This is a genomic window from Escherichia sp. XD33 (assembly GCF_019375075.1).
Classification (GTDB): domain Bacteria; phylum Pseudomonadota; class Gammaproteobacteria; order Enterobacterales; family Enterobacteriaceae; genus Enterobacter; species Enterobacter flexneri_A.
This window is the reverse complement of the sequence record NZ_JAENDM010000023.1, coordinates 44,458-67,931: the sequence shown is the minus strand read 5'-3', so window position 1 is coordinate 67,931 and position 23,474 is coordinate 44,458. Positions and strand designations below refer to the sequence as shown.

Genomic DNA, 23,474 nt, shown 5'->3' with positions numbered 1-23,474 from the left:
ATTCCTGATACAGACTATTAATACAACCTTATCTGCGACAGATTTTATTCTCTGGATATATTATGCGTGAACAAATCAAACAGGATATCGATCTGATTGAGATTTTATTTTATCTGAAGAAAAAGATTCGTGTTATCCTTTTTATTATGGCTATATGTATGGCTATGGTGCTGTTGTTTCTGTATATCAATAAAGACAATATAAAAGTGATTTACAGCCTAAAAATAAACCAGACAACGCCAGGTATACTTGTTAGCTGTGATAGCAATAATAATTTTGCCTGTCAGACTACAATGACTGAAGATGTTATTCAGCGAATTACTACATTTTTTCACACCAGCCCAGATGTCAAGAACAGAGAAATAAGGCTGGAATGGTCAGGAGATAAGAGAGCTTTACCAACTGCTGAAGAGGAAATATCTCGCGTGCAGGCCTCTATTATCAAATGGTATGCGTCAGAATATCATAATGGCAGGCAAGTTCTCGATGAGATACAAACGCCTTCAGCAATTAACAGTGAGCTTTATACAAAAATGATATACCTGACCAGGAACTGGTCATTGTATCCGAACGGTGATGGCTGTGTAACTATAAGCTCACCAGAAATAAAAAATAAATACCCTGCTGCCATTTGCCTGGCTCTGGGATTTTTTCTAAGCATTGTAATTTCTGTAATGTTTTGCCTTGTCAAAAAAATGGTAGATGAATACCAACAAAACTCTGGGCAGTAATAAACAACATTCTGATAGAGAGTGCCTGTATAAAGCTGAAGTGACAATGACCGGGAAGGGAACCCGTTTTCAGGAATGGATGCCTGTCTTTTTCACTGTAAATATCCTGGCATTGGTAATACCAGGATATTTACAGAAGAGCAGCATAACCATGACGGAACGGGGTTAAGTCAGGTTGTCCTAAACGCTATTTTCAACCTCGTATGCCTTCTTCAGGTTTATGTCCAGACTTCATATCTCTCTCAACAATCCTCAATAATCAGATACACCGCTTTCACCGGGCCATGAACTCCGACGACTTTGATAAGCTCAATATCCGCCGTTGAACTGGGGCCGCTAATGATGTTAATGCAGGAAGGCATTCGTTCACCGGCCTGCGCTTTCTGATGCAATTTTTCTGCGAGTTGCGCTACACGCGGCAGGATAGTGCTTTTACGCAGGATAAAAAGAGAATATTCCGGGAGCAGGCTCAATGAACGCCCGCGCTCGGCGGCGGAAAAAAGAACCACGCCTCCCGATTCGGTTAAACCATATTCAGCATACACAACACCCACTTTAGCCTGCTCTGCCTGCGAGATATTCTCGGCACCTTTCGCCGGATCCCAAACAACGGCATTGCATTCCTGCTGCAAACGTTCGCTAATCCCCAATTCCTCCAGCCTCGTGTCACCGCTAATCACGACCGACTGATCTCCCAGCTCTTTACACAGACGTATTGCAGCTTCTGCCGCCTTCGCCTCGCTGGTCAGCTCACAGCGCGTCAACATAACATCGCTGGCAAACTGAATAAACGCGTCACAGCGCTGCTGTTGGTTAAGTTGGGTAAGCCGCTCGTTAGCATAGTTGTTAAGCGGCGCATCTTCTGCTTGCGGTTCAAGTCGCAGCGGGCGACCCAGTGCCTGAGCAACGTTATTCAAAAATTCGCCTCGATTATCCATTCTTTTTCTCCTGCGCCTGATGTTTCTTAAACCAACTACGGAAACTCTCTCCGTCAGCTTCAGGAAGATCGCGTGCTTCCATCCAGTCGCTAATCGCGCCAAATTTGAGTGGTGTTTTGCCGCCATTGATAAACCAGCTTGCCGCATGAGCACCGGCCATCATCCCGACTTTCCACAATCCTGGATGACTATTGGCATAAGCGAACATTTTTATCGCCCGTTGCTCTGCTTTTGCGGTGATCCCTTTTTCAGCCATCACCCGACGATGACGCAAAATCAGTTTTGACAGCGGAATACGCACCGGACACACGTTGTCACAAGCTGTGCATAAAGAGCAGGCGTAGGGTAAATCTTTAAAATCTTTATAGCCGCCAAGTAGCGGAGAAATCACCGCACCAATTGGCCCTGGATAAATAGAGCCATATCCATGACCGCCAATATGGCGATATGCCGGACAAGTATTCATACAAGCCCCGCAGCGAATACAGCGCAGCACATCCCGAAATTCAGAGGCCAGCACCTCAGAACGCCCGTTATCGACAATAACCAGATGAAACTCTTCAGGACCATCAACGTGCCCAGCTTCGCGCGGTCCTGTCAGCCAGGTGTTGTATCCCGTCAAACGTGCACCAACGGCACTGCGCGCCAGCATGGTGATCAATACATCTACCTCGGCAAACGTGGGGGCAATACGCTCCATTCCCATCACTGCAATATGCGTTTTAGGCAGCGTGGTACACATTCGCGCATTACCTTCATTGGTCACCAGGCATACCGAACCGGTCTCTGCCACCGCGAAATTACAGCCGGTAATACCTATTTCAGCACTGAGGAAATCTTCGCGGATTTTTTGCCGGATGAATAAGGTCATCGCTTCAGGCGTTTCCGGCCCCTCATAGCCCAGACGTTCGTGTAGCACTCGACGGATCTGATGGCGATCTTTATGAATTGCCGGGACCACAACATGAGATGGCGGATCTTGATCCAGCTGGAGAATATATTCACCCAGATCGGTTTCAATCACCTGAATGCCAGCATCCTGCAACACATGATTGACACCAATCTCTTCGGTCACCATCGATTTAGATTTCACCACCTTCCGGGCATTTTTGCGTTGGGCAACCTGTAAAATGTAGCGGGTAGCGTCTTCTTTGGTTCTTGCAAAATAGACGTGACCGCCGTTTTGCGTCACTTTTTCTGAGAGCTGGTACAGATAAGCGTCGAGATTACTCAGAACATGATCACGTATCTGGGCGGCCCGATCGCGCCACTCCTCCCAGTGCCCCAATTCATCGACCATTTTTTGCCGATTTGCCCCAATACGCTGCTGCGCGTTTGCCACCGCTTTGCGCATGATCGGATCTTCAATTTGCTGACGGATGCGTGTCTTAAAATCTGTATTACTGGTTTTGATCGACATCTTTATATCCTCAGCGGCTCATCAACACTTCAGCAATATGCATCACTTTGACTTTCTGCCCTTCCCGTTGTAATCGCCCACTGATGTTTAGCAGGCAACTCACGTCAGCACCAATTAAATACTCAGGGCGGACTTCCATCAGGTGCGCAACCTTTTCTTTCACCATCTCGCCGGATATTTCGGCCATTTTGACCGAGAACGTGCCGCCAAATCCGCAGCAGGTATCCTGTTCAGCAAAGGTCAACAGCTCCAGTCCACGCACATTTTTCAGCAGCGTAAGTGGCTCGTCCTTCACTCCCAGCTTACGGGCCAGGCTACAAGATGGGTGATACACCGCTCTCCCTTGCAAACTGGCACCTACATCGACTACCCCTAATTTATTAACAATAAAAGAGGTGAGATCCTGCATACGCGCGGCAACCTTTGCGGCACGTGATGCCCATTCAGGTTCATCCGCCAGATACGTCGGGTAACTTTTTACGGCATAGGTGCAAGAGCCAGCCGGTGAAATAATGGGATCGTCGTTATCCTCCAGTGCGGCGATCAGATTTTTCATCCCTGGAATCGCTTCTTTGATATAACCGCTATTGATCGCAGGCTGACCGCAGCATCCCTGTTTCTCCGGGAAATTTACGCGACAGCCGAGTTTTTCCAGTAGCAGCACGGAGTCTCGTGCCATTCTTGATTTCAGGGCGTCACCAATACAGGTGACAAAGAAATTGACATTCACAACTAATACTCCATTACTTCATGCCCATTTATGCCCGATGTTTCCCCCCCACCGGGGGATCAATCATCAATAAATATGGCGTTCTTTTTTAATTGGCTAGCAACATACCACCCCTCATTTGTATGACAAATGATAATCTTTCATCCAAACGTCAAATGCAATAACTAATTTTATTTCTTTCGGCATCGCTCACATTTTATGGGGAAATCGACGATCATTTTTGGCATAAGAAATCCATTTAAAAATGGCTACATCCCTTATACCTATTCAGAGCTACTTATTCAGGGGTTATTGAGATATACACTGATGGTGTACAAAAAAATCACCGACAATAATCACGTATCAAGTAATAGTCGGGATTTTATTTAATTGAAGCAATTTAGTTTGCATTTTTATTTAAAAACTGAGCTAGAGTCCATCAGAAAAAATATATAAAGCCCAAACCACCGTTGGAAATAGAAATAGTTGAAAGGCTCACAACTCCCGGAATGCGGATTATCTTTGCCCTGATTTCTGGCGGTTTTATTCAGGGTGCAAGCTGTCTGACCCTTTCCCGATATTCTCCCGGGGTACAACCAAACTCGCGGACAAACGCCTTGTGAAAAGATGATTCACTGGCATAGCCTACTGACTCAGCGATCACCACAACAGGGAGCGTTTCCCGGGAAAACATCTGGGCCGCTATTTGTAGACGCAACTTTGTTAATACAGCCAGCGGCGTGGTTCCGGAAACATCACGGAAAAGCTGGGCAAAACTTGCCCGGGACATGTGAGCGATGCTGGCCAGCGATTCGACGGTCCAGGCGTGTCCTGGCATTTCCAGCATTTGCTGTATTACCGCACCAAGACGTGGATGCAGAAGCAAACTGAGAATGTTTTTCTCAGTATTAACCTGTGCAATCCACTCACGCACCGCGAGGGTAAAGAATGTAGCGCAGATCTGGCTACACAGTGCATCCACTCCCGGCATTGCCGATCTGGATTCCTGTTGTAAAAACGGGATCGCCTCCCTCAGCCAGTTATATTCCACGCTGTGGTTAACCGGTGCTAAAAACAGCGTTTCCGGCAAAGACGTTAAAAAATAACGCGCCGAATGTTGCAACCGAAGAGTGCCGCAGACAATACAGGTCGATTCATTATCGACATGACTCAGGCGATGAGCTGAATTTTGTGGTAGCAGGACCACATTTCCCGGGCGTAATGTAAAAATCTCCCCCGTCGGCATTTCCAGCTTCGCCGCTCCTTGCGTTAACGCATGCCAACGAATAACCGATAATTCCCCGGCACCATGTGGAAGCTGCCAGTCACTTCCTAACACGCAATTCTTATCGATCGTTCCTTGTGGAGCGTTAAGCATCAACAAACGGCTAAGGGCATCCATATCAGACTCCTGAGTGGTTTTTGATTACAAACACCAACAATCTTAGTAAATAACTAATCTAATACCATCAAATAGTTAATCATGATTTTTGTTTTGTGATTCTGATTAAGAAAAAGAAAATATCAGACGATAAGACAAAATATCAAGCGTTGTGAAGAAATGTTATTTGCTCTTTTGCGTCTATAGTCATGATGTCAAATGAACGCGTTTCGACAGGAAATCATCATGAATAAATATCAGGCAGTGATTATTGGTTTTGGCAAGGCTGGAAAAACATTAGCCGTCACGCTGGCAAAAGCAGGTTGGCGAGTGGCTCTCATCGAACAATCAAATGCAATGTATGGCGGGACCTGTATTAATATCGGCTGCATCCCAACCAAAACATTGGTTCATGACGCACAGCAGCACACAGATTTTGTCCGTGCCATACAGCGTAAAAATGAAGTGGTTAATTTTTTACGTAATAAGAATTTTCATAATCTTGCGGATATGCCCAATATCGACGTGATCGACGGCCAGGCGGAGTTTATCAATAATCATAGCCTGCGTGTTCATCGGCCTGAGGGAAATCTGGAAATTCATGGCGAGAAAATTTTTATTAATACCGGTGCACAAACCGTGGTTCCGCCAATTCCTGGAATTACCACCACGCCAGGAGTATATGACAGCACCGGATTACTTAATCTAAAAGAATTGCCTGGGCATTTAGGTATTTTGGGCGGCGGATATATTGGCGTTGAGTTCGCCTCTATGTTCGCTAATTTTGGCAGCAAGGTAACCATTTTAGAAGCAGCTTCGCTGTTTTTGCCTCGGGAAGATCGGGATATTGCTGATAATATCGCGACGATTTTACGCGATCAGGGCGTCGATATTATCCTCAATGCCCATGTGGAGCGAATCAGTCACCATGAAAATCAAGTGCAAGTGCATAGCGAGCACGCCCAACTGGCGGTGGATGCACTGTTAATAGCTTCCGGTCGTCAACCGGCTACCGCTTCGTTACATCCAGAAAATGCCGGTATCGCAGTAAACGAGCGCGGGGCAATTGTCGTTGACAAGCGATTACATACCACCGCAGACAATATTTGGGCGATGGGAGATGTTACCGGCGGGCTGCAATTTACTTACATATCACTGGATGATTACCGCATTGTACGTGATGAGTTACTGGGTGAAGGCAAACGTAGTACTGATGATCGGAAAAATGTGCCTTATTCCGTATTTATGACACCGCCCCTGTCCAGGGTTGGTATGACAGAAGAACAAGCCAGAGAGAGTGGTGCTGATATTCAGGTGGTGACATTGCCTGTAGCTGCAATTCCGCGTGCCAGAGTGATGAATGATACTCGTGGGGTATTAAAAGCGATTGTTGATAATAAAACCCAACGTATGTTAGGGGCATCACTGCTGTGTGTTGACTCCCACGAGATGATCAATATAGTGAAAATGGTGATGGATGCCGGGCTGCCTTATAGCATATTACGCGATCAGATATTTACTCATCCGTCGATGAGCGAATCACTCAATGATCTATTTTCATTAGTCAAATAAACTCAAAATCAGACGCCAGAACAAATATTCTGGCGTCTCAGAGAAAAGAATCTTATTAATTCTCTGTTACTCTATAACTTCTTAATCACTTCATTGATGGTATTTTATATGTTTAAAAAATCCGTTTTATTTGCAACACTATTATCTGGCGTTATGGCATTTTCCACCAATGCAGATGATAAAATAATTCTGAAACATATCAGCGTCTCGTCAGTATCAGCATCACCGACAGTTCTGGAGGATGCCATTGCTGATATAGCCAGAAAATATAATGCTTCATCCTGGAAAGTCACATCGATGCGAATTGATAATAATTCAACCGCAACAGCAGTATTGTATAAATAAGGATGTTCACAATGGAAAAATACCTGCACCTGTTAAGTCGGGGAGATAAAATTGGCCTGACATTGATTCGTCTGAGTATTGCAATTGTTTTTATGTGGATTGGGTTATTAAAGTTTGTCCCTTACGAGGCAGACAGCATTACACCATTCGTCGCAAACAGTCCACTAATGTCGTTCTTTTATGAACACCCGGAAGACTATAAACAGTATCTGACTCACGAAGGCGAATACAAACCAGAAGCAAGGGCATGGCAAACGGCCAATAATACCTATGGTTTTTCCAACGGTCTTGGCGTCGTGGAGGTGATTATTGCTCTGCTGGTTTTGGCTAATCCTGTCAATCGCTGGTTAGGTTTATTGGGAGGACTGATGGCATTTACCACGCCGCTGGTAACACTCTCATTTTTAATCACCACCCCGGAGGCATGGGTACCCGCATTGGGTGACGCTCATCATGGTTTCCCTTATTTATCCGGTGCTGGTCGCCTGGTATTGAAAGATACTCTGATGCTGGCAGGTGCTGTCATGATAATGGCAGATTCGGCGCGGGAAATTCTTAAACAACGCAGTAATGAATCCAGTTCAACGTTAAAAACTGAATATTGATAATCCGAACACTGTCTGTTGTTCACTTTTTCAGGCGTCAGGCCCCCTTTCTGATGATGAAGCCTGACGCCATATTACCGGAGATATGACAGAGTGAAGATCAATATCACTCCCCTGTTAAAAGGTTTTTGTCGTCTTAGGTAAAATACATGATTAATATCAATCATGTATTTTTACAGCAAGACAACCACGAACAAATTCAGGATTAAAATGTTTTACCGACTCCCCAACATAACCCAAATCAAGCGAACTAATTTGTGCCATTTCTTTATCTGTCAGTGAGAAATCGATTTTTGATGGGCATCTGCAATACTCTGAAGCAGACTATACGGAAAATTCCACTGTCAGTCCCTCCATTAGGCATGAACAATGAGTCTACGTTAAAACGTAACCTCAAAGTAGTATGTGGATTTTGATATCACTTATGCAAAAAATTCATTAATAATGTAGGACTGAAACCTCTCTATTTTCGGGGACAACGAAGCAGACGCTACCAGTGCTTTTGCCTTCGCCCTTGCTATTTTTGATACACTTAGGGCCCAGGGTATAACGAAAATGTGCGATATGACAAAGAATTAACGGAGAATGAGATGATCAGGCAGAAGATTCTACAGCAGCTCCTGGAGTGGATTGAGTGCAATCTTGAGCACCCTATTTCAATCGAAGATATCGCACAGAAATCTGGCTACAGCAGACGCAACATCCAGCTTCTGTTCCGAAATTTCATGCATGTGCCTTTGGGAGAATACATTCGCAAACGAAGGCTTTGTCGTGCCGCCATTCTTGTCCGGCTCACCGCGAAATCTATGCTTGATATTGCACTCTCTTTGCATTTTGATTCACAGCAGTCATTCAGCCGCGAATTTAAAAAGTTATTCGGCTGCTCTCCCCGTGAATACCGCCACCGTGATTATTGGGATCTCGCAAATATCTTCCCTTCTTTTTTAATACGTCAACAGCAAAAGACGGAGTGTAGATTAATCAACTTTCCTGAGACACCTATTTTTGGCAACTCATTTAAATATGACATTGAAGTGTCGAATAAATCACCGGATGAAGAAGTCAAACTACGACGTCATCATTTAGCCAGATGTATGAAGAATTTTAAGACGGATATCTATTTCGTTTCCACGTTTGAACCGTCAACAAAATCGGTCGATTTGCTCACGGTTGAAACTTTTGCTGGTACGGTATGTGAATATGCTGACATGCCAAAAGAGTGGACAACGACCCGAGGACTTTATGCCTCTTTCCGTTATGAAGGAAACTGGGAAAATTATCCTGACTGGGTGCGTAACATCTATCTGATAGAGTTACCTGCCAGGGGGTTAGCCAGAGTGAACGGCAGCGATATTGAGCGCTTTTATTACAATGAAGATTTCGTAGAAAAGGATGGCAATGATGTTGTTTGCGAAATTTTTATTCCCGTTCGTCCGGTTTAGTTGGTCACTATCTCTTATTGAGTTTTATCCTTGCCTGATACTATTTAATCAGTATCAGGCAAGGTATTCAGTGAATAATGGCGTTGAATATTTCAACACCATTATTCTTTATTAGATCGTAACTTTCATACTATTCAAATTATGGCATCTCCTCCTCGCCATTTTCAGTCTCTGCAGCAACGGCGTTAATTGTCACCTTCACAGGCGTCATTTCGTACCCGCCATACGTCAGTGCGTTGAATGTGAACGTATAGACACCTGGCTTGCTGGTACTAAATGTACGCGTGATTTTCCCACCTGAGAAATGGTCAGCCTTCGACGGCAGGAATTGATAATCCTTCTCCGTCACTCCTTCCGGAGCCTCAATGTCGACCCACATACTTCCTCCTACGGGATTGACTCCCGCCATCAGGGTAACCGTCATTGTTGCAGTAGTCTTCCCGTCCGCCACCAGAGAATCTACACGTTCTGGAGATGCGGCGAGCACCGCGTTTTTATCATCCGCGACGAATTTAGATTCAGCAGTTTTCGTCGATACCTGACCGTTGGCCTGTTCCACTTTCGCCGTGAGTGTATATGTCGCTGCGATAGTGGTAGAGCCGGTGAAAACAGCCTGTCCTTGCTCATTAGTTTTCGCCGTCCCTTTAGGATCCAGAACTAAATTTTCCGAGCTGGCAGTCAGCGTCACGTCGCTATCCTTCAACAGGTTGTTATTGGCATCAGTCACCGTAACTTTATACGTCTGTTTGGTTTTGCCATCCGCCACTGCACGGTTGCCAATCACCTCAATACTGGAGATGGTCGCCGTAGTCTTATCGGCCACAAACGTTACAGACTGCGCATTCGAAGGCTGGTCATTTCCTGCCGACGCCGTGATCTCATACGTTCCGGCAGTCACGGAGACCACTTTCAGTTCCGCTTTACCCTCCTTGTCGGCGTTCACCATGATATTACCGTCTGCAAGCGGTTTGACGCCCCGAGGCAGATTAAAGACGACCACAGCGCCAGGCAGAAGGTTGCCGTATTGATCCTTAACCGTTGCCGTCAGCGTAAAGGCATCATTGTCGTTTGCCACTTTTGGCGTGCTGCCATCAACCTCCAGGGTCGCCTGACCGGTACTGAAATCCGCCTTGAATTTCACCGTAACCGTCTTCTGAGCATTATTCACTGAGGCCGTGATGCTGTGTTCCCCCGCAACCGTTGACATAAGCTCAATGTCCACTTTCCCTGCCGCATTGGTTGTTACTGTATTCCCCGTCTTGCTGGTCACACCCTGCGGTAAAGTCAGCGTAACTTCTTGCCCCTGCAACGGGTTACCATAGCTGTCCACGACGGTCAGGGTTATCTGGTTAGCAGACTGTCCATTAGCCAGTTGGTTATTAACCTTCACTGTCATATCACGAATCTCAGCCTTAGATGCGTCACCTGCAACGTTCAGCACCAGTGGCTGAGCAACGGCATTTTGGCCGTTCACTCGCGGCATCACAGACAACTGACCCGCGGCAGATCCCAGCGTTAAGGTCGACACGTAGACCCCATTACCTTTCTCTGTCCAGTTTCCTGCTGAAGGACGCTCACTCCCCGTGCTGGCGGCACCGCTAAACACTGGTGCATCTGGCTTCAGCCCGGTGACCGGGTTCCCGTACGCATCCTTCACAGTGAAGGTGAGTTCCGTCGTCGTTTTGACGGTCGGAGCCTTATTGTCCGCAACAAGCGTAGAGTTCGCTGATGACATCTCTCCGGCGATGACCGTCAACTGCGCGGCTTCGGTGGCTGCTGGCTGGCCGTTGAAGAGCGGCATGACACGAAGCTCGCCCGTCTTTCCGCCTGTAGTTAACGTAGCAACATAGGAACCGTCACCTTTTTCGGTCCAACTGGAAACGGTCGCCCCTTCAGAGGCGGTCCCCGTCAAACTTGCCGACAACGAAAGACCACTGATAGTGTTGCCATGTGCATCTTTTGCAATAAGCGTCACGGTTGTGCTTTCGCCGGCTTTTACGTGATCTTCTGCGACAGAGACTTTCGACTGGTTTGAAGATAACGCATCAGCCACCACGGTTACTTTTGCCGCATTTGCTGCCGCATCCTGTCCATTTAGCTTCGGCATAACTTCTAATTCACCCGCCGTAGAGCCGAGAGTAATCTGCGCAGTCCACGTCCCATCACCATTATTTGTCCAGCCAGATGCCGTAGAACCTACAGCAGCGGCACCCGCTGATGACGGCGCTTCCGGCGTGAGGCTGGTCACAGGGTTGTCATAGGCATCTTTTGCCGTCCAGATTGCCGTAACTGTACCGCCAACCACCGGTTTATCAGGATTCAGGGTGATGGACGAATGTGCTGCATCAAGCGGACCGGCAACAAACTTCAGCGTTTGTTGTAATGTGCCCAGCTGATACTGCTCGCTGAAAGCACGCACAACAACGTTTCCGGCACGGGTCGAAGAAACCGTGGCGCTGTAAACGCCTGGTTTTATTTCCGAAATGGCACCAACGGTTACACCATTAGTGTCTTGCGGAACAAATCGCAAGCGGCTGGCTTCTCCCGTCACCGGATTACCCTCGGAGTCCACCGCAGTCAACGTCAACGTATAGGCTTGCTGACCATCAGCAACCACATCACTTGACGGCTCGTTAGCGCTCAGGGTGGAGTTTGCCACATCCATCATCGTGGCCCGCAGTTCTGCAGTGACGGTTTTGCTCATGCCATCAACGCTAACAGTAATCGTTGCCTCACCTGACTGCGTTCCGGTAGTAAAGACAGACTGATACACCCCTGCTTCAGTTTCGGTGAACTCACCCAGTGTTGGCTTTGCCTGTGATTTAGTGGCCTTCAGGGAACGAGTCACAATATTTCCAGCCGGTTTGAAGGCTAGTTCAGTCTTGATCTGATCTTTCATGCCCGTGACTGGCTGCCCCTCGGCGTCGCGCAGAGACAGCACCAGCGGTCTTTGCTCATTACCGTTAGCAAGCATTTGAATACGGCTCTGACCGTCAAGCGTTAACGCCGTGCGATCGGCGCTCATACCTGCTCCGGTAATGACCACCTCTGTCTGCACGCGTTTTGAGGCATTGCCTTTGTTATCGTAGGCAACCGCAGAAATCGCATAATAATTGTCTTTGCCTGGACGATAAGCCGGGAGCGTTACTTGCCACTGACTACCCTGACCGGTAATTTTGCCACCCTCAGCCAGTAATGACGGCGCTTCCCACTGCACATTTTTCAGTCCGTGAGTTGCTTTGCTGACCACAAGCCCCAGGGAAAGTGTCTGACCACCCTTACCTTCAATACGTTCAGGCAGAGCAATACGGATCACTTCAGATTTGCGGTACTCAAGAACGATGTTGTTATTACGCTCAACCAGGTCATAGCGGCTGCCTGCCAGTACCCGACGCTCGCGAATGCTGTCTGTATCGAGTTGTTTCGCCAGAGGTTCGCCAATCCGATAATTAACTTCCAGGCCAAAGCGAGTGTCATTCTCACCACTCTTGCCCTGCTTATGCCCGGCGCTCAGTGTCAGAAGAGGCACTGGCGTATAGGTCACCTCGGCAGAAATAGCATGCGGGTCTTTCTGGCGCTTATCTTTACCAAACAGCCCGACTTCATCGCCATAATACTGTTCATACATCAGGCTTGCGCCAAGCTGCGGCCAGGCGGGTAAATAGCCCTCAGCACGAATATCCCAGCCATTCGCCGGGCGTTCCTGATAATCCTCAACATCCGGCGATTTTTTCCAGCCAGAAGCCCGGATATAACCATTGGCGCTCAGTTTCAGATAATCGCGCCAGTATTCCGCACCAACACCAATGCGGGTATGACTACGGGATAAATCATGGTCGATAAAGGTGTTCACCCCCGCCATCCAGTCATTTCCTGAAAAATGACGCCAGCCAAAACCAATATTTGACTGAGTACGATCGTCGGTACGATGTATTGCTCCCTGAGTGAACAACATATTTGTTGGCGTATCATAAATCGGATAAAGCATTTCCAGCGAAGAATCCTTCAGCGAGAAATCTTTATCGACATTCAGTTTGACGCGCGCAGTACCATATTTCCCGAGCCACTCCTGTATTTCCTGGTTAGCTTTAGCTGTGGCCATTCCGGTAATAAAGTTACGTGTCGCATCGCTATCTGGCTGACTGCTTAAAAATGTCCCGGCATTTGCGGCAAACGACGCGACATTTTTCTCCACGTTATTATCAGCAGTTACCGTAGTATTTCCCATGCTCAACCGTGGCTGAACCGCATGCTGCGCACGTGCCGCCATTACTGGGGTAAAGGTGACAGCGAGTGGAAAAAGAACCTGAACAGAGATATTTGCCCACGCCACGCAGCGGGCCAGAACTGAATAACGAAATCGTGGTTGTTTATGACCTGTTTTATAATGTGACATTGAGATAATTTCCTGATGAACGAATTAACGAACATAGGCAGACACAAATAATGGCGTCTGCTTGTCAGAAAAACCGGGGATTTCCCGATTTCCTTTTCCGCAGAAAAGGAAATACCTTTATGTAAGAAAGTGCACCACCACCTAATATATCCAGTGCCTGTAGCCACTCATCAGGTGGTTGGGCGCGGGATTATATTTTTATTTATGGGGGGAAATTTAGCTTTTTGTGCAAGTCATTAAATAGATACCTAAGTTATATTTCTTACTCTGCGGACAGTGAATAATTCACTATTCAGAGTGAATAACAATGACCTGCCTTTAATTAAAACTATTGGAAATACGTCGAAATAGGTATATATGCCAGGATAAACCAATATATTTTTTATGGATATTCATTTTCCTTCATCGGACTGTAAATTGCGGAGATATCGAACTTGCACTACCCATCGCAACACTCAAACAGATTTATGAATTTCGTTCATAACCCCTGACAAATTCTGCCGTCTAATCGAGCTTTTCCCTTTACGTTATGCTTCTCATGAACGATAACACAACTTGTTCATGAATTAACCATTCCGGATAAACTATGGGATCAAATTCAGGCATCGAAAGGAACTGGCTGGTTTCCGTTAATGGATTAAATATCTATTATTCTCCCGAGAGTAAAACTATCAAATCAATGAGTAACCGATACAGCCTCACAAATTCTTTCAGATAATTAACCCGTCACTGCGGCACGTTCTCTCATAAGGCGTGCCTGCAGTGTAATCCAGTATGTATCCGGCATAGTTGACGGTTTAATAGAACTCAATTCCTCTCCCAGGTCACCAACAACGATATCTTGTATAACACCCCAGGAGATACGACATTATGATGAGATGCGATATGCTCCTCAGCACCAATCAACGCCCGGACTGGGCCAGTCTTGAGATCAGACTCATTCCCGGAACTGACTTCAGGCGACATATATCAATGACGTTGGTGCAATAAAAGATAGTTGATGTAATACATCTATTCAAATTTGTGATACATGTCAAAAAATTGGTTGACCAAACTCGTTATTTATATAAGGGCACTTACGAAGTGCACTCTTTTTTAAAGCGAGGAAGTACCAATGAAAGAGAATAAAGTACAGCAAATCAGTCATAAACTGATTAATATCGTTGTTTTTGTCGCAATTGTAGAATACGCCTATTTATTTCTCCATTTCTATTAATAACGGAAATAAACTGTTCACTTCAGTGATATTTAAAATATGCATCCTCTCCCTTTTTTGTAAGTAATTATTATATCCGTGGGAGAGGAATACACGCTGTCAGGTAATCAATCATACTGCGATAAATCCTCGGCCAGTAAAGTGGAGATAACCTCCATTCTCGAAAAATCCATACTCTCAGCAAAACCATCATCAATCACTCATCCAGGCGTTTATGGGAGCGTCACCAATGGCTGCTAACAATGCCAGAGTTCCCCGTTGCGAAAATTCCACATCCACAAAGAGTCACAGGGATTGAGTGTTGAAATGATCCGGATGAGCATGTATCTTTATGGTTATGTTATAACATAACAGGTAAAAATGATGAAGCCCAATATCCATCCTGAGTATCGTACTGTGGTGTTCCACGACACCAGTGTTGATGAGTACTTTAAAATCGGCTCGACTATCAAAACAGACCGTGAGATTGAGCTGGATGGCGTAACGTATCCATACGTGACAATTGATGTCTCTTCTAAATCGCACCCGTTCTATACAGGGAAGCTGAGAACAGTGGCATCAGAAGGAAATGTTGCACGATTCACCCAACGTTTTGGTCGTTTTGTTAGCACGAAAAAGGGGGCGTGATGAAAGTTCTTAACTCTCTGCGTACCGCAAAAGAACGCCATCCAGACTGTCAGATTGTGAAGCGAAAAGGACGGCTATATGTGATTTGTAAATCTAATCCACGTTTTAAGGCCGTTCAGGGTCGTAAGAAAAAACGTTGATTCAAAATTCGACGGATTAACGATATTTGTCTGATTAATAATCAGATCGGATTAATGTTGGTGTGTTTATAACACCAACATTAATTTTCCTGGGGATATATTCTTCCTGTTCATTTGAGGCCAACTGCCTGACGTTTCTCTCCGAATATTCCATTATCTTAATGTTGACTTGTTGACCAGCTTCGCCCCTGTATGCTGGCATCAACCCTCTTTTAGACTGAACACGCCACTCAGTCTCCTCCCTTTGCGGCGCAGCCTGCATTTTCACTCAAACTGTTAAGATGATAAATGTGGTAAATCTGTTGGTACTAACATAAAAACGTTTACGCCACAGGAACAGTCTGATCCACCGGTAACCCCGTCGCCGACGTTCGAGTGCCAGTTAGAGTAACGCGCACAGATAACTGAATGCAGTGCCCTGACAAAAAGGCCATCGTTCCTGTGACAGCTGGCAGCCTTCGTTTAACTTCACTTAATCTGGCTCTTGGGGGCTTACCGAACAGATGACGTACATACGCCCGTTCAATTTTCCATTACTTATTGGAATGAACACCTGTAACCATTTTGTGCGGCATGTTAATCCATTAAAATATCTTACTGATTGGCAAATCATCTTCAATGACAGCTCATCATAGTTTTATATTCTATCCCTTACCCTTAAAACTTGTTTTTTTACTAGTCCATCACACAGCGCATTAAGACTATTCCTAACACTTCAGGGCAAAGTTCCTGACCAATATAAAATGCAAGTAAGAATTGAACGTTATATTGCCAATAACCTTATGAAACCAAATGTCTTTTTCTTCTTATCAAAAAAGCAATATTTTCAGTTTTTCTAAATATTGACTTAACCATTGAATTCCTTTTCCGTTCACATATTGACACTCATCGGGAAAAAAACATAAATTTAAGCCCAATCGAAAATAATTAAACTTAATCTCGTTTAACCTTTATTGATATGTACTACGTATCTTATTTACTTCCGGTTTACTAAGGAAACTGAATGCACCTGTAAAAATTACAGGTTTGGAAAGTAGTGACATGGCAAAGTGATTACAGTAGGGACTATGAGGTTAAAAACCATATGGAATGTCAAAACCGTTCTGATAAATACATCTGGTCTCCCCATGACGCCTACTTCTATAAAGGACTATCTGAACTGATTGTGGATATCGACAGATTAATTTATCTATCGTTGGAGAAAATTAGAAAAGATTTCGTGTTTATCAATCTCAGTACGGATTCTTTATCTGAATTTATAAACCGTGATAATGAATGGTTATCCGCGGTAAAGGGGAAACAGGTCGTATTGATTGCGGCCAGAAAGTCAGAGGCCTTAGCAAATTATTGGTATTACAATAGCAATATTAGGGGCGTGGTATACGCTGGACTGAGTCGTGATATTAGAAAAGAACTGGTCTATGTGATTAATGGCAGGTTCCTGAGAAAAGATATTAAGAAAGATAAAATCACGGACCGGGAAATGGAAATTATCCGCATGACGGCCCAGGGAATGCAACCTAAATCGATTGCCAGAATTGAAAATTGTAGTGTGAAGACAGTGTATACCCATCGGCGTAATGCTGAGGCCAAGCTGTACTCAAAAATATATAAGTTGGTTCAGTAAACTCCAGGCAAGTTAGTTTTAAAAAATGACTCACTGGGACATCACGTCCTCAATTCAACTCGGGAAGAAATGCAATGAAAAAAAAGGTTCTGGCAATAGCTCTGGTAACGGTGTTTACCGGCATGGGTGTGGCGCAGGCTGCTGACGTAACAGCTCAGGCTGTAGCGACCTGGTCGGCAACAGCCAAAAAAGACACCACCAGTAAGCTGGTTGTGACGCCACTCGGTAGCCTGGCGTTCCAGTATGCCGAAGGCATTAAAGGTTTTAACTCACAGAAAGGTCTATTTGACGTGGCTATCGAGGGTGACTCAACGGCTACCGCCTTTAAACTGACCTCACGTCTTATCACCAACACATTAACCCAGTTGGATACCTCAGGTTCCACACTGAATGTGGGCGTGGATTATAACGGCGCGGCAGTCGAAAAAACTGGCGATACCGTGATGATCGATACCGCCAACGGCGTACTGGGCGGCAACCTTAGCCCGCTGGCTAACGGTTACAATGCCAGCAATCGTACCACCGCACAGGATGGTTTCACCTTCTCCATCATCAGCGGTACCACCAATGGTACCACCGCAGTAACAGATTACAGCACTCTACCGGAAGGCATCTGGAGCGGCGACGTTAGCGTACAGTTCGACGCGACCTGGACCAGTTAATCTCTCTGATGTACCAGCAGGGGTAGCCACCCTGCTTTATTCCTGGACGGAATTGTTATGAAAAAGCACCTTCTGCCTCTCGCTCTGCTGTTTTCCGGAATATCTCCGGCCCAGGCGCTGGATGTCGGCGATATATCATCGTTTATGAACAGTGACAGCAGCACGCTGAGCAAAACGATCAAAAACAGTACCGACAGTGGTCGCCTTATCAATATCCGTCTCGAACGGCTCTCTTCACCGCTTGACGACGGGCAGGTTATCGCAATGGACAAGCCGGATGAGTTGCTACTCACTCCCGCCAGCTTGCTGCTACCCGCCCAAGCCAGCGAAGTGATCCGCTTCTTCTATAAGGGACCCGCAGATGAAAAAGAGCGCTACTACCGCATTGTCTGGTTTGATCAGGCCCTCAGTGATGCGCAGCGCGATAATGCCAACCGCAGCGCTGTGGCCACTGCTTCCGCCCGCATCGGCACCATTCTGGTCGTCGCACCCCGCCAGGCAAACTACCACTTTCAGTACGCCAACGGCTCCCTGACAAATACAGGAAATGCGACGCTGCGGATCCTCGCCTACGGCCCCTGCCTGAAAGCCGCCAATGGTAAAGAGTGTAAAGAGAATTACTACCTGATGCCGGGCAAGTCGCGTCGTTTTACCCGCGTGGACACGGCGGATAACAAAGGACGGGTTGCACTTTGGCAGGGTGATAAGTTCATTCCCGTGAAATAGATAGCTGTGCAGATGGATAACGACAATGCCTTTACGACGGTTCTCCCCAGGACTGAAAGCCCAGTTTGCCTTCGGCATGGTCTTTTTGTTCGTTCAGCCCGATGCCAGCGCTGCTGACATAAGTGCGCAGCAAATAGGTGGGGTGATTATTCCGCAGGCCTTCAGTCAGGCGCTTCAGGACGGCATGAGCGTCCCGCTCTATATTCATCTCGCCGGTAGCCAGGGTCGCCAGGACGATCAGCGAATCGGCAGCGCTTTTATCTGGCTGGATGATGGACAGCTACGCATCCGGAAAATACAGCTGGAAGAGAGTGAAGATAACGCCAGTGTCAGCGAACAAACTCGACAGCAGCTGATGGCTCTGGCGAACGCCCCGTTCAATGAGGCCCTTACCATCCCCCTGACTGACAACGCGCAGCTGGATCTCAGCTTGCGCCAACTGCTGCTGCAGCTGGTGGTCAAGCGCGAAGCGCTGGGCACCGTACTACGCTCACGTAGCGAAGACATCGGGCAGTCCAGTGTTAACACCCTCAGCAGTAATCTGAGCTATAACTTCGGCATCTATAACAACCAGTTGCGTAACGGCGGGAGTAACACATCCAGCTATCTGTCGCTGAATAACGTTACTGCACTGCGCGAACATCATGTGGTGCTCGACGGCTCGCTGTACGGGATCGGTAGCGGTCAACAGGACAGTGAATTATATAAAGCGATGTATGAACGCGATTTTGCCGGTCACCGATTTGCCGGTGGAATGCTCGACACCTGGAACTTGCAGTCCTTAGGGCCGATGACCGCCATTTCAGCAGGGAAGATTTACGGCCTTTCCTGGGGAAACCAGGCCAGCTCCACCATCTTCGACAGCAGCCAGTCAGCCACGCCAGTGATCGCCTTTTTACCGGCGGCGGGCGAAGTACATCTCACCCGTGATGGGCGGTTACTAAGCGTTCAGAACTTCACCATGGGCAATCATGAAGTGGATACCCGGGGTCTACCGTACGGTATTTACGATGTGGAAGTTGAGGTGATCGTTAACGGTCGCGTGATCAGCAAACGCACTCAACGGGTCAATAAGCTGTTTAGCCGGGGGCGCGGCGTCGGTGCACCACTGGCGTGGCAGATATGGGGCGGTAGCTTTCATATGGATCGCTGGTCGGAAAACGGGAAAAAGACGCGACCAGCTAAAGAGAGTTGGCTGGCAGGTGCCTCGACCTCCGGCTCACTGAGTACGCTTAGCTGGGCGGCAACGGGATATGGATACGATAATCAGGCGGTGGGTGAAACCCGTCTGACGCTGCCGCTTGGGGGGGCGATCAACGTTAACCTGCAAAATATGCTGGCCAGTGACAGCTCATGGAGCAACATCGCCAGCATCAGCGCCACTCTACCGGGAGGCTTTAGTTCGCTGTGGGTTAACCAGGAAAAAACCCGCATTGGCAATCAATTGCGACGTAGCGATGCCGACAACCGTGCAATCGGCGGCACACTCAACCTGAACTCACTGTGGTCGAAGCTGGGCACATTCAGCATCAGCTACAATGATGACCGCCGTTACAACAGCCATTATTACACGGCAGATTACTATCAAAATGTCTACAGCGGTCCCTTTGGTTCGCTTGGCCTGCGGGCCGGTATTCAGCGCTATAACAACGGCGACAGCAACGCCAATACAGGGAAATATATCGCTCTCGATCTCTCGCTACCACTGGGCAACTGGTTTAGCGCAGGGATGACTCATCAAAACGGCTACACCATGGCAAACCTGTCAGCACGCAAGCAGTTTGATGAAGGGACCATTCGCACTGTTGGTGCCAATCTGTCACGAGCCATCTCCGGCGATACCGGTGATGACAAAACTCTCAGTGGTGGGGCGTATGCACAGTTCGACGCTCGCTACGCCAGCGGAACGCTGAACGTCAATAGCGCGGCGGACGGCTACGTCAATACCAACTTGACCGCCAATGGCAGCGTCGGCTGGCAGGGTAAAAACATTGCTGCCAGCGGGCGGACTGATGGCAACGCTGGGGTGATATTCAACACCGGGCTGGAGGACGACGGTCAGATCAGCGCCAAAATCAACGGGCGGATTTTCCCACTTAACGGCAAGCGTAACTATCTCCCACTCTCTCCCTATGGAAGATATGAGGTGGAGTTACAGAACAGCAAAAACTCCCTCGACAGCTACGATATCGTCAGCGGCCGCAAAAGTCATCTGACTCTCTATCCAGGCAATGTCGCTGTCATTGAGCCAGAGGTGAAGCAGATGGTTACCGTCTCCGGTCGTATCCGTGCGGAAGACGGCACACTGCTGGCTAACGCACGGATTAACAACCATATCGGCCGAACCCGAACCGATGAAAACGGCGAGTTTGTCATGGACGTGGATAAGAAATACCCCACTATCGATTTTCGCTACAGTGGCAATAAAACCTGCGAAGTGGCTCTGGAACTCAACCAGGCGCGCGGTGCCGTCTGGGTCGGTGATGTGGTCTGCAGCGGCCTCTCATCGTGGGCGGCGGTGACGCAGACAGGAGAAGAGAATGAGAGTTAACCTACTAATAACGATGATAATTTTCGCGCTAATCTGGCCAGTAACTGCGCTCAGAGCGGCAGTGAGCAAAACAACCTGGGCGGATGCACCGGCACGCGAGTTTGTGTTTGTCGAAAACAACTCAGACGACAACTTTTTCGTCACTCCTGGCGGGGCGCTGGATCCGCGCCTGACCGGTGCCAACCGCTGGACCGGTTTAAAATACACTGGTTCAGGAACCATCTATCAGCAAAGCCTCGGCTACATTGATAACGGTTACAACACCGGCCTTTATACCAACTGGAAGTTTGATATGTGGCTGGAAAATTCACCAGTTTCATCTCCTTTAACTGGCTTGCGCTGCATCAACTGGTACGCTGGGTGTAATATGACCACCAGTCTTATCCTGCCGCAAACCACCGACGCCAGTGGATTTTATGGCGCGACGGTGACCAGCGGCGGCGCGAAGTGGATGCACGGCATGTTGTCAGACGCGTTTTACCAGTATATGCAACAAATGCCCGTCGGCAGCAGCTTTACAATGACCATCAATGCCTGCCAGACCTCTGTGAACTATGACGCCAGCAGCGGCGCACGCTGTAAGGATCAGGCCTCCGGCAACTGGTATGTTCGCAACGTCACCCATACGAAAGCAGCAAATCTACGGTTGATAAATACCCACTCGCTGGCGGAAGTATTTATCAACAGCGACGGAGTACCGACTCTGGGCGAAGGGAACGCCGACTGCCGGACGCAAACCATCGGCAGCCGTTCAGGATTAAGTTGTAAGATGGTTAACTATACCCTGCAAACAAACGGACTCAGCAACACCTCAATCCATATATTCCCGGCGATCGCCAACTCGTCGTTAGCCTCGGCCGTCGGGGCGTACGATATGCAGTTCAGTCTGAATGGCAGTTCATGGAAACCGGTGAGCAATACCGCCTATTACTACACCTTCAACGAGATGAAGAGCGCAGACTCGATCTATGTTTTCTTCTCGAGCAACTTCTTTAAGCAGATGGTGAACCTCGGGATCAGCGATATCAACACCAAAGATCTATTCAACTTTCGCTTTCAGAACACCACATCACCGGAGTCTGGCTGGTATGAATTTTCTACCTCCAACACGCTGATTATCAAACCCCGTGATTTCAGCATCAGTATTATCTCCGATGAATATACTCAGACACCGTCGCGGGAGGGATATGTTGGCAGCGGCGAGTCGGCACTCGATTTCGGCTATATCGTAACCACCAGCGGTAAAACAGCTGCCGACGAAGTGCTGATCAAGGTGACCGGACCCGCGCAGGTGATTGGCGGGCGCTCCTATTGTGTCTTCAGCTCCGATGACGGTAAGGCGAAAGTACCGTTCCCGGCGACACTTTCCTTTATTACCCGCAACGGAGCTACAAAAACCTACGATGCCGGGTGCGATGATAGCTGGCGGGATATGACCGATGCGCTGTGGTTGACCACACCGTGGACTGATATCTCTGGCGAAGTGGGGCAGATGGATAAGACCACAGTCAAATTTTCGATTCCAATGGATAACGCCATTTCGCTGCGTACGGTAGATGATAACGGCTGGTTTGGCGAAGTCAGCGCTTCAGGAGAGATTCATGTTCAGGCGACGTGGCGTAACATTAACTAAGGCCCTGCTGACAGCGGTCTGTATGCTGGCGGCACCTTTGACACAGGCGATTTCGGTCGGCAATCTGACATTTTCGCTGCCGTCCGAGACTGACTTTGTCAGCAAACGTGTAGTGAATAACAACAAAAGCGCACGGATATACCGTATTGCCATCAGTGCTATTGATAGCCCGGGCAGCAGTGAATTGCGCACCCGACCGGTGGATGGTGAGCTGCTTTTCGCCCCCCGCCAGCTGGCGTTGCAGGCTGGTGAGAGCGAGTATTTTAAATTTTACTATCATGGTCCACAGGATAACCGCGAGCGCTACTACCGGGTCTCATTTCGCGAAGTCCCCACTCGTAACCAGACAAGACGTAGCCCAACCGGCGGCGAGGTCAGCACGGAGCCGGTGGTGGTGATGGATACCATTCTGGTAGTACGACCACGTCAGGTTCAGTTTAAATGGTCCTTCGACAAGGTGACAGGAACGGTAAGTAACACTGGCAACACATGGTTTAAGCTACTGATTAAGCCAGGATGTGATTCGACCGAAGAGGAAGGCGATGCCTGGTATCTACGTCCGGGAGACGTGGTTCATCAGCCTGAGTTACGTCAGCCGGGGAATCATTATCTGGTCTATAACGACAAATTCATTAAGATTAGCGATTCCTGTCCGGCTAAGCCCCCTTCGGCGGACTAAGACTTATCCATCGATCGAGGGAAGAATTCCACCTCAGAGCTCCAAAAATCGTTTAAATGATGTGGAAGCGATCG

General features: G+C 47.6%; 20 protein-coding genes and 2 pseudogenes. 15 read left to right on the top strand and 7 right to left on the bottom strand.

Going from position 1 to position 23,474, the window contains the following annotated elements:
- The first annotated feature begins 62 nt into the window (after positions 1-62).
- A complete protein-coding gene (gene ykgH, locus K0778_RS14875; RefSeq protein ID WP_001209100.1) occupies positions 63-731 on the top strand; it encodes a protein YkgH in 669 nt (222 codons plus the stop codon).
- A gap of 242 nt (positions 732-973) precedes the next feature.
- Here ykgH and K0778_RS14870 read toward each other — a convergent pair whose 3' ends face one another.
- From K0778_RS14870 to rclR, 4 genes are all read right to left on the bottom strand, one after another.
- Positions 974-1,669 carry an LUD domain-containing protein gene (locus K0778_RS14870; protein ID WP_000370307.1) on the bottom strand — a complete coding sequence of 232 codons (696 nt, stop codon included), beginning with the start codon at positions 1,667-1,669 and terminating at the stop codon, positions 974-976.
- Positions 1,662-3,089, bottom strand: coding sequence for a LutB/LldF family L-lactate oxidation iron-sulfur protein (locus tag K0778_RS14865; protein WP_000023927.1), 1,428 nt, complete (start codon positions 3,087-3,089; stop codon positions 1,662-1,664). The genes K0778_RS14870 and K0778_RS14865 overlap by 8 nt, the downstream gene beginning before the upstream one ends.
- Before the next feature lie 10 nt (positions 3,090-3,099).
- The gene (locus K0778_RS14860; protein WP_001102108.1) at positions 3,100-3,819 is read right to left on the bottom strand and encodes a (Fe-S)-binding protein; all 720 of its coding nucleotides are present in this window, start codon (positions 3,817-3,819) and stop codon (positions 3,100-3,102) included.
- 526 nt (positions 3,820-4,345) lie between these two features.
- Positions 4,346-5,200 carry a reactive chlorine-specific transcriptional regulator RclR gene (rclR, locus tag K0778_RS14855; protein ID WP_000339594.1) on the bottom strand — a complete coding sequence of 285 codons (855 nt, stop codon included), beginning with the start codon at positions 5,198-5,200 and terminating at the stop codon, positions 4,346-4,348.
- A gap of 225 nt (positions 5,201-5,425) precedes the next feature.
- Here rclR and rclA point away from each other — a divergent pair, with 225 nt between their 5' ends.
- From rclA to rclC, 3 genes are all read left to right on the top strand, one after another.
- Positions 5,426-6,751: a reactive chlorine resistance oxidoreductase RclA gene (rclA, locus tag K0778_RS14850; protein ID WP_001046307.1), complete on the top strand. Its 1,326-nt coding sequence runs from the start codon at positions 5,426-5,428 to the stop codon at positions 6,749-6,751.
- Positions 6,752-6,859: 108 nt separating this feature from the next.
- Positions 6,860-7,096 carry a reactive chlorine resistance periplasmic protein RclB gene (rclB, locus tag K0778_RS14845; RefSeq protein ID WP_000474077.1) on the top strand — a complete coding sequence of 79 codons (237 nt, stop codon included), beginning with the start codon at positions 6,860-6,862 and terminating at the stop codon, positions 7,094-7,096.
- 11 nt (positions 7,097-7,107) lie between these two features.
- Positions 7,108-7,701, top strand: coding sequence for a reactive chlorine species resistance protein RclC (rclC, locus tag K0778_RS14840; protein WP_001299021.1), 594 nt, complete (start codon positions 7,108-7,110; stop codon positions 7,699-7,701).
- A gap of 159 nt (positions 7,702-7,860) precedes the next feature.
- Here rclC and K0778_RS14835 read toward each other — a convergent pair.
- Positions 7,861-7,989 (bottom strand): annotated as a pseudogene (locus tag K0778_RS14835) (aldo/keto reductase); the annotation flags it as partial.
- A 302-nt stretch (positions 7,990-8,291) separates the two neighbouring features.
- Between K0778_RS14835 and K0778_RS14830 the strand changes: the two are divergent.
- Positions 8,292-9,143, top strand: coding sequence for a helix-turn-helix domain-containing protein (locus K0778_RS14830; RefSeq protein ID WP_000621009.1), 852 nt, complete (start codon positions 8,292-8,294; stop codon positions 9,141-9,143).
- 139 nt (positions 9,144-9,282) lie between these two features.
- Here the strand turns inward: K0778_RS14830 and fdeC are convergent, their stop codons facing one another.
- A complete protein-coding gene (gene fdeC / locus K0778_RS14825) occupies positions 9,283-13,539 on the bottom strand; it encodes an inverse autotransporter adhesin FdeC (RefSeq protein WP_063084586.1) in 4,257 nt (1,418 codons plus the stop codon).
- Positions 13,540-14,090: 551 nt separating this feature from the next.
- On the opposite strand from fdeC, the pseudogene K0778_RS27720 reads away from it, so the two are divergent.
- From K0778_RS27720 to ykgO, 4 genes and pseudogenes are all read left to right on the top strand, one after another.
- Positions 14,091-14,180: pseudogene (locus tag K0778_RS27720) on the top strand (hypothetical protein); the annotation flags it as partial.
- 473 nt (positions 14,181-14,653) lie between these two features.
- The gene (ykgR, locus tag K0778_RS28600; RefSeq protein ID WP_000662258.1) at positions 14,654-14,755 is read left to right on the top strand and encodes a small membrane protein YkgR; all 102 of its coding nucleotides are present in this window, start codon (positions 14,654-14,656) and stop codon (positions 14,753-14,755) included.
- 363 nt (positions 14,756-15,118) lie between these two features.
- Positions 15,119-15,382, top strand: a complete 264-nt coding sequence (locus K0778_RS14815; RefSeq protein WP_000803998.1) for a type B 50S ribosomal protein L31 — start codon at positions 15,119-15,121, stop codon at positions 15,380-15,382.
- Positions 15,382-15,522, top strand: coding sequence for a type B 50S ribosomal protein L36 (gene ykgO, locus K0778_RS14810; RefSeq protein WP_000866436.1), 141 nt, complete (start codon positions 15,382-15,384; stop codon positions 15,520-15,522). The genes K0778_RS14815 and ykgO overlap by 1 nt, the downstream gene beginning before the upstream one ends.
- 34 nt (positions 15,523-15,556) lie before the next feature.
- Here ykgO and ykgL read toward each other — a convergent pair whose 3' ends face one another.
- Positions 15,557-15,784, bottom strand: a complete 228-nt coding sequence (ykgL, locus tag K0778_RS14805) for a protein YkgL (protein ID WP_001147279.1) — start codon at positions 15,782-15,784, stop codon at positions 15,557-15,559.
- Between the two features lie 822 nt (positions 15,785-16,606).
- Between ykgL and ecpR the strand changes: the two genes are divergently transcribed.
- The 6 genes from ecpR to ecpE all read left to right on the top strand — a co-directional run bounded on the left by ecpR (position 16,607) and on the right by ecpE (position 23,400).
- A complete protein-coding gene (gene ecpR, locus K0778_RS14800; RefSeq protein WP_001301257.1) occupies positions 16,607-17,149 on the top strand; it encodes an ECP biosynthesis operon DNA-binding transcriptional regulator EcpR in 543 nt (180 codons plus the stop codon).
- Between the two features lie 74 nt (positions 17,150-17,223).
- Positions 17,224-17,811, top strand: a complete 588-nt coding sequence (ecpA, locus tag K0778_RS14795) for a common pilus major fimbrillin subunit EcpA (RefSeq protein WP_000730972.1) — start codon at positions 17,224-17,226, stop codon at positions 17,809-17,811.
- Between the two features lie 57 nt (positions 17,812-17,868).
- Positions 17,869-18,537, top strand: a complete 669-nt coding sequence (gene ecpB / locus K0778_RS14790; RefSeq protein ID WP_000716394.1) for a fimbrial chaperone EcpB — start codon at positions 17,869-17,871, stop codon at positions 18,535-18,537.
- A 25-nt stretch (positions 18,538-18,562) separates the two neighbouring features.
- Positions 18,563-21,088 (top strand): fimbrial usher EcpC, encoded by a 2,526-nt coding sequence (gene ecpC, locus K0778_RS14785; RefSeq protein WP_001131058.1) that lies wholly within the window; start codon positions 18,563-18,565, stop codon positions 21,086-21,088.
- Complete coding sequence (gene ecpD, locus K0778_RS14780) at positions 21,078-22,721, top strand: fimbrial adhesin EcpD (protein WP_001310578.1); 1,644 nt, start codon at positions 21,078-21,080, stop codon at positions 22,719-22,721. Before ecpC ends, ecpD begins: the two co-directional genes overlap by 11 nt.
- The gene (gene ecpE, locus K0778_RS14775; RefSeq protein WP_001301243.1) at positions 22,690-23,400 is read left to right on the top strand and encodes a fimbrial chaperone EcpE; all 711 of its coding nucleotides are present in this window, start codon (positions 22,690-22,692) and stop codon (positions 23,398-23,400) included. Before ecpD ends, ecpE begins: the two co-directional genes overlap by 32 nt.
- Positions 23,401-23,474 lie beyond the last annotated feature (74 nt).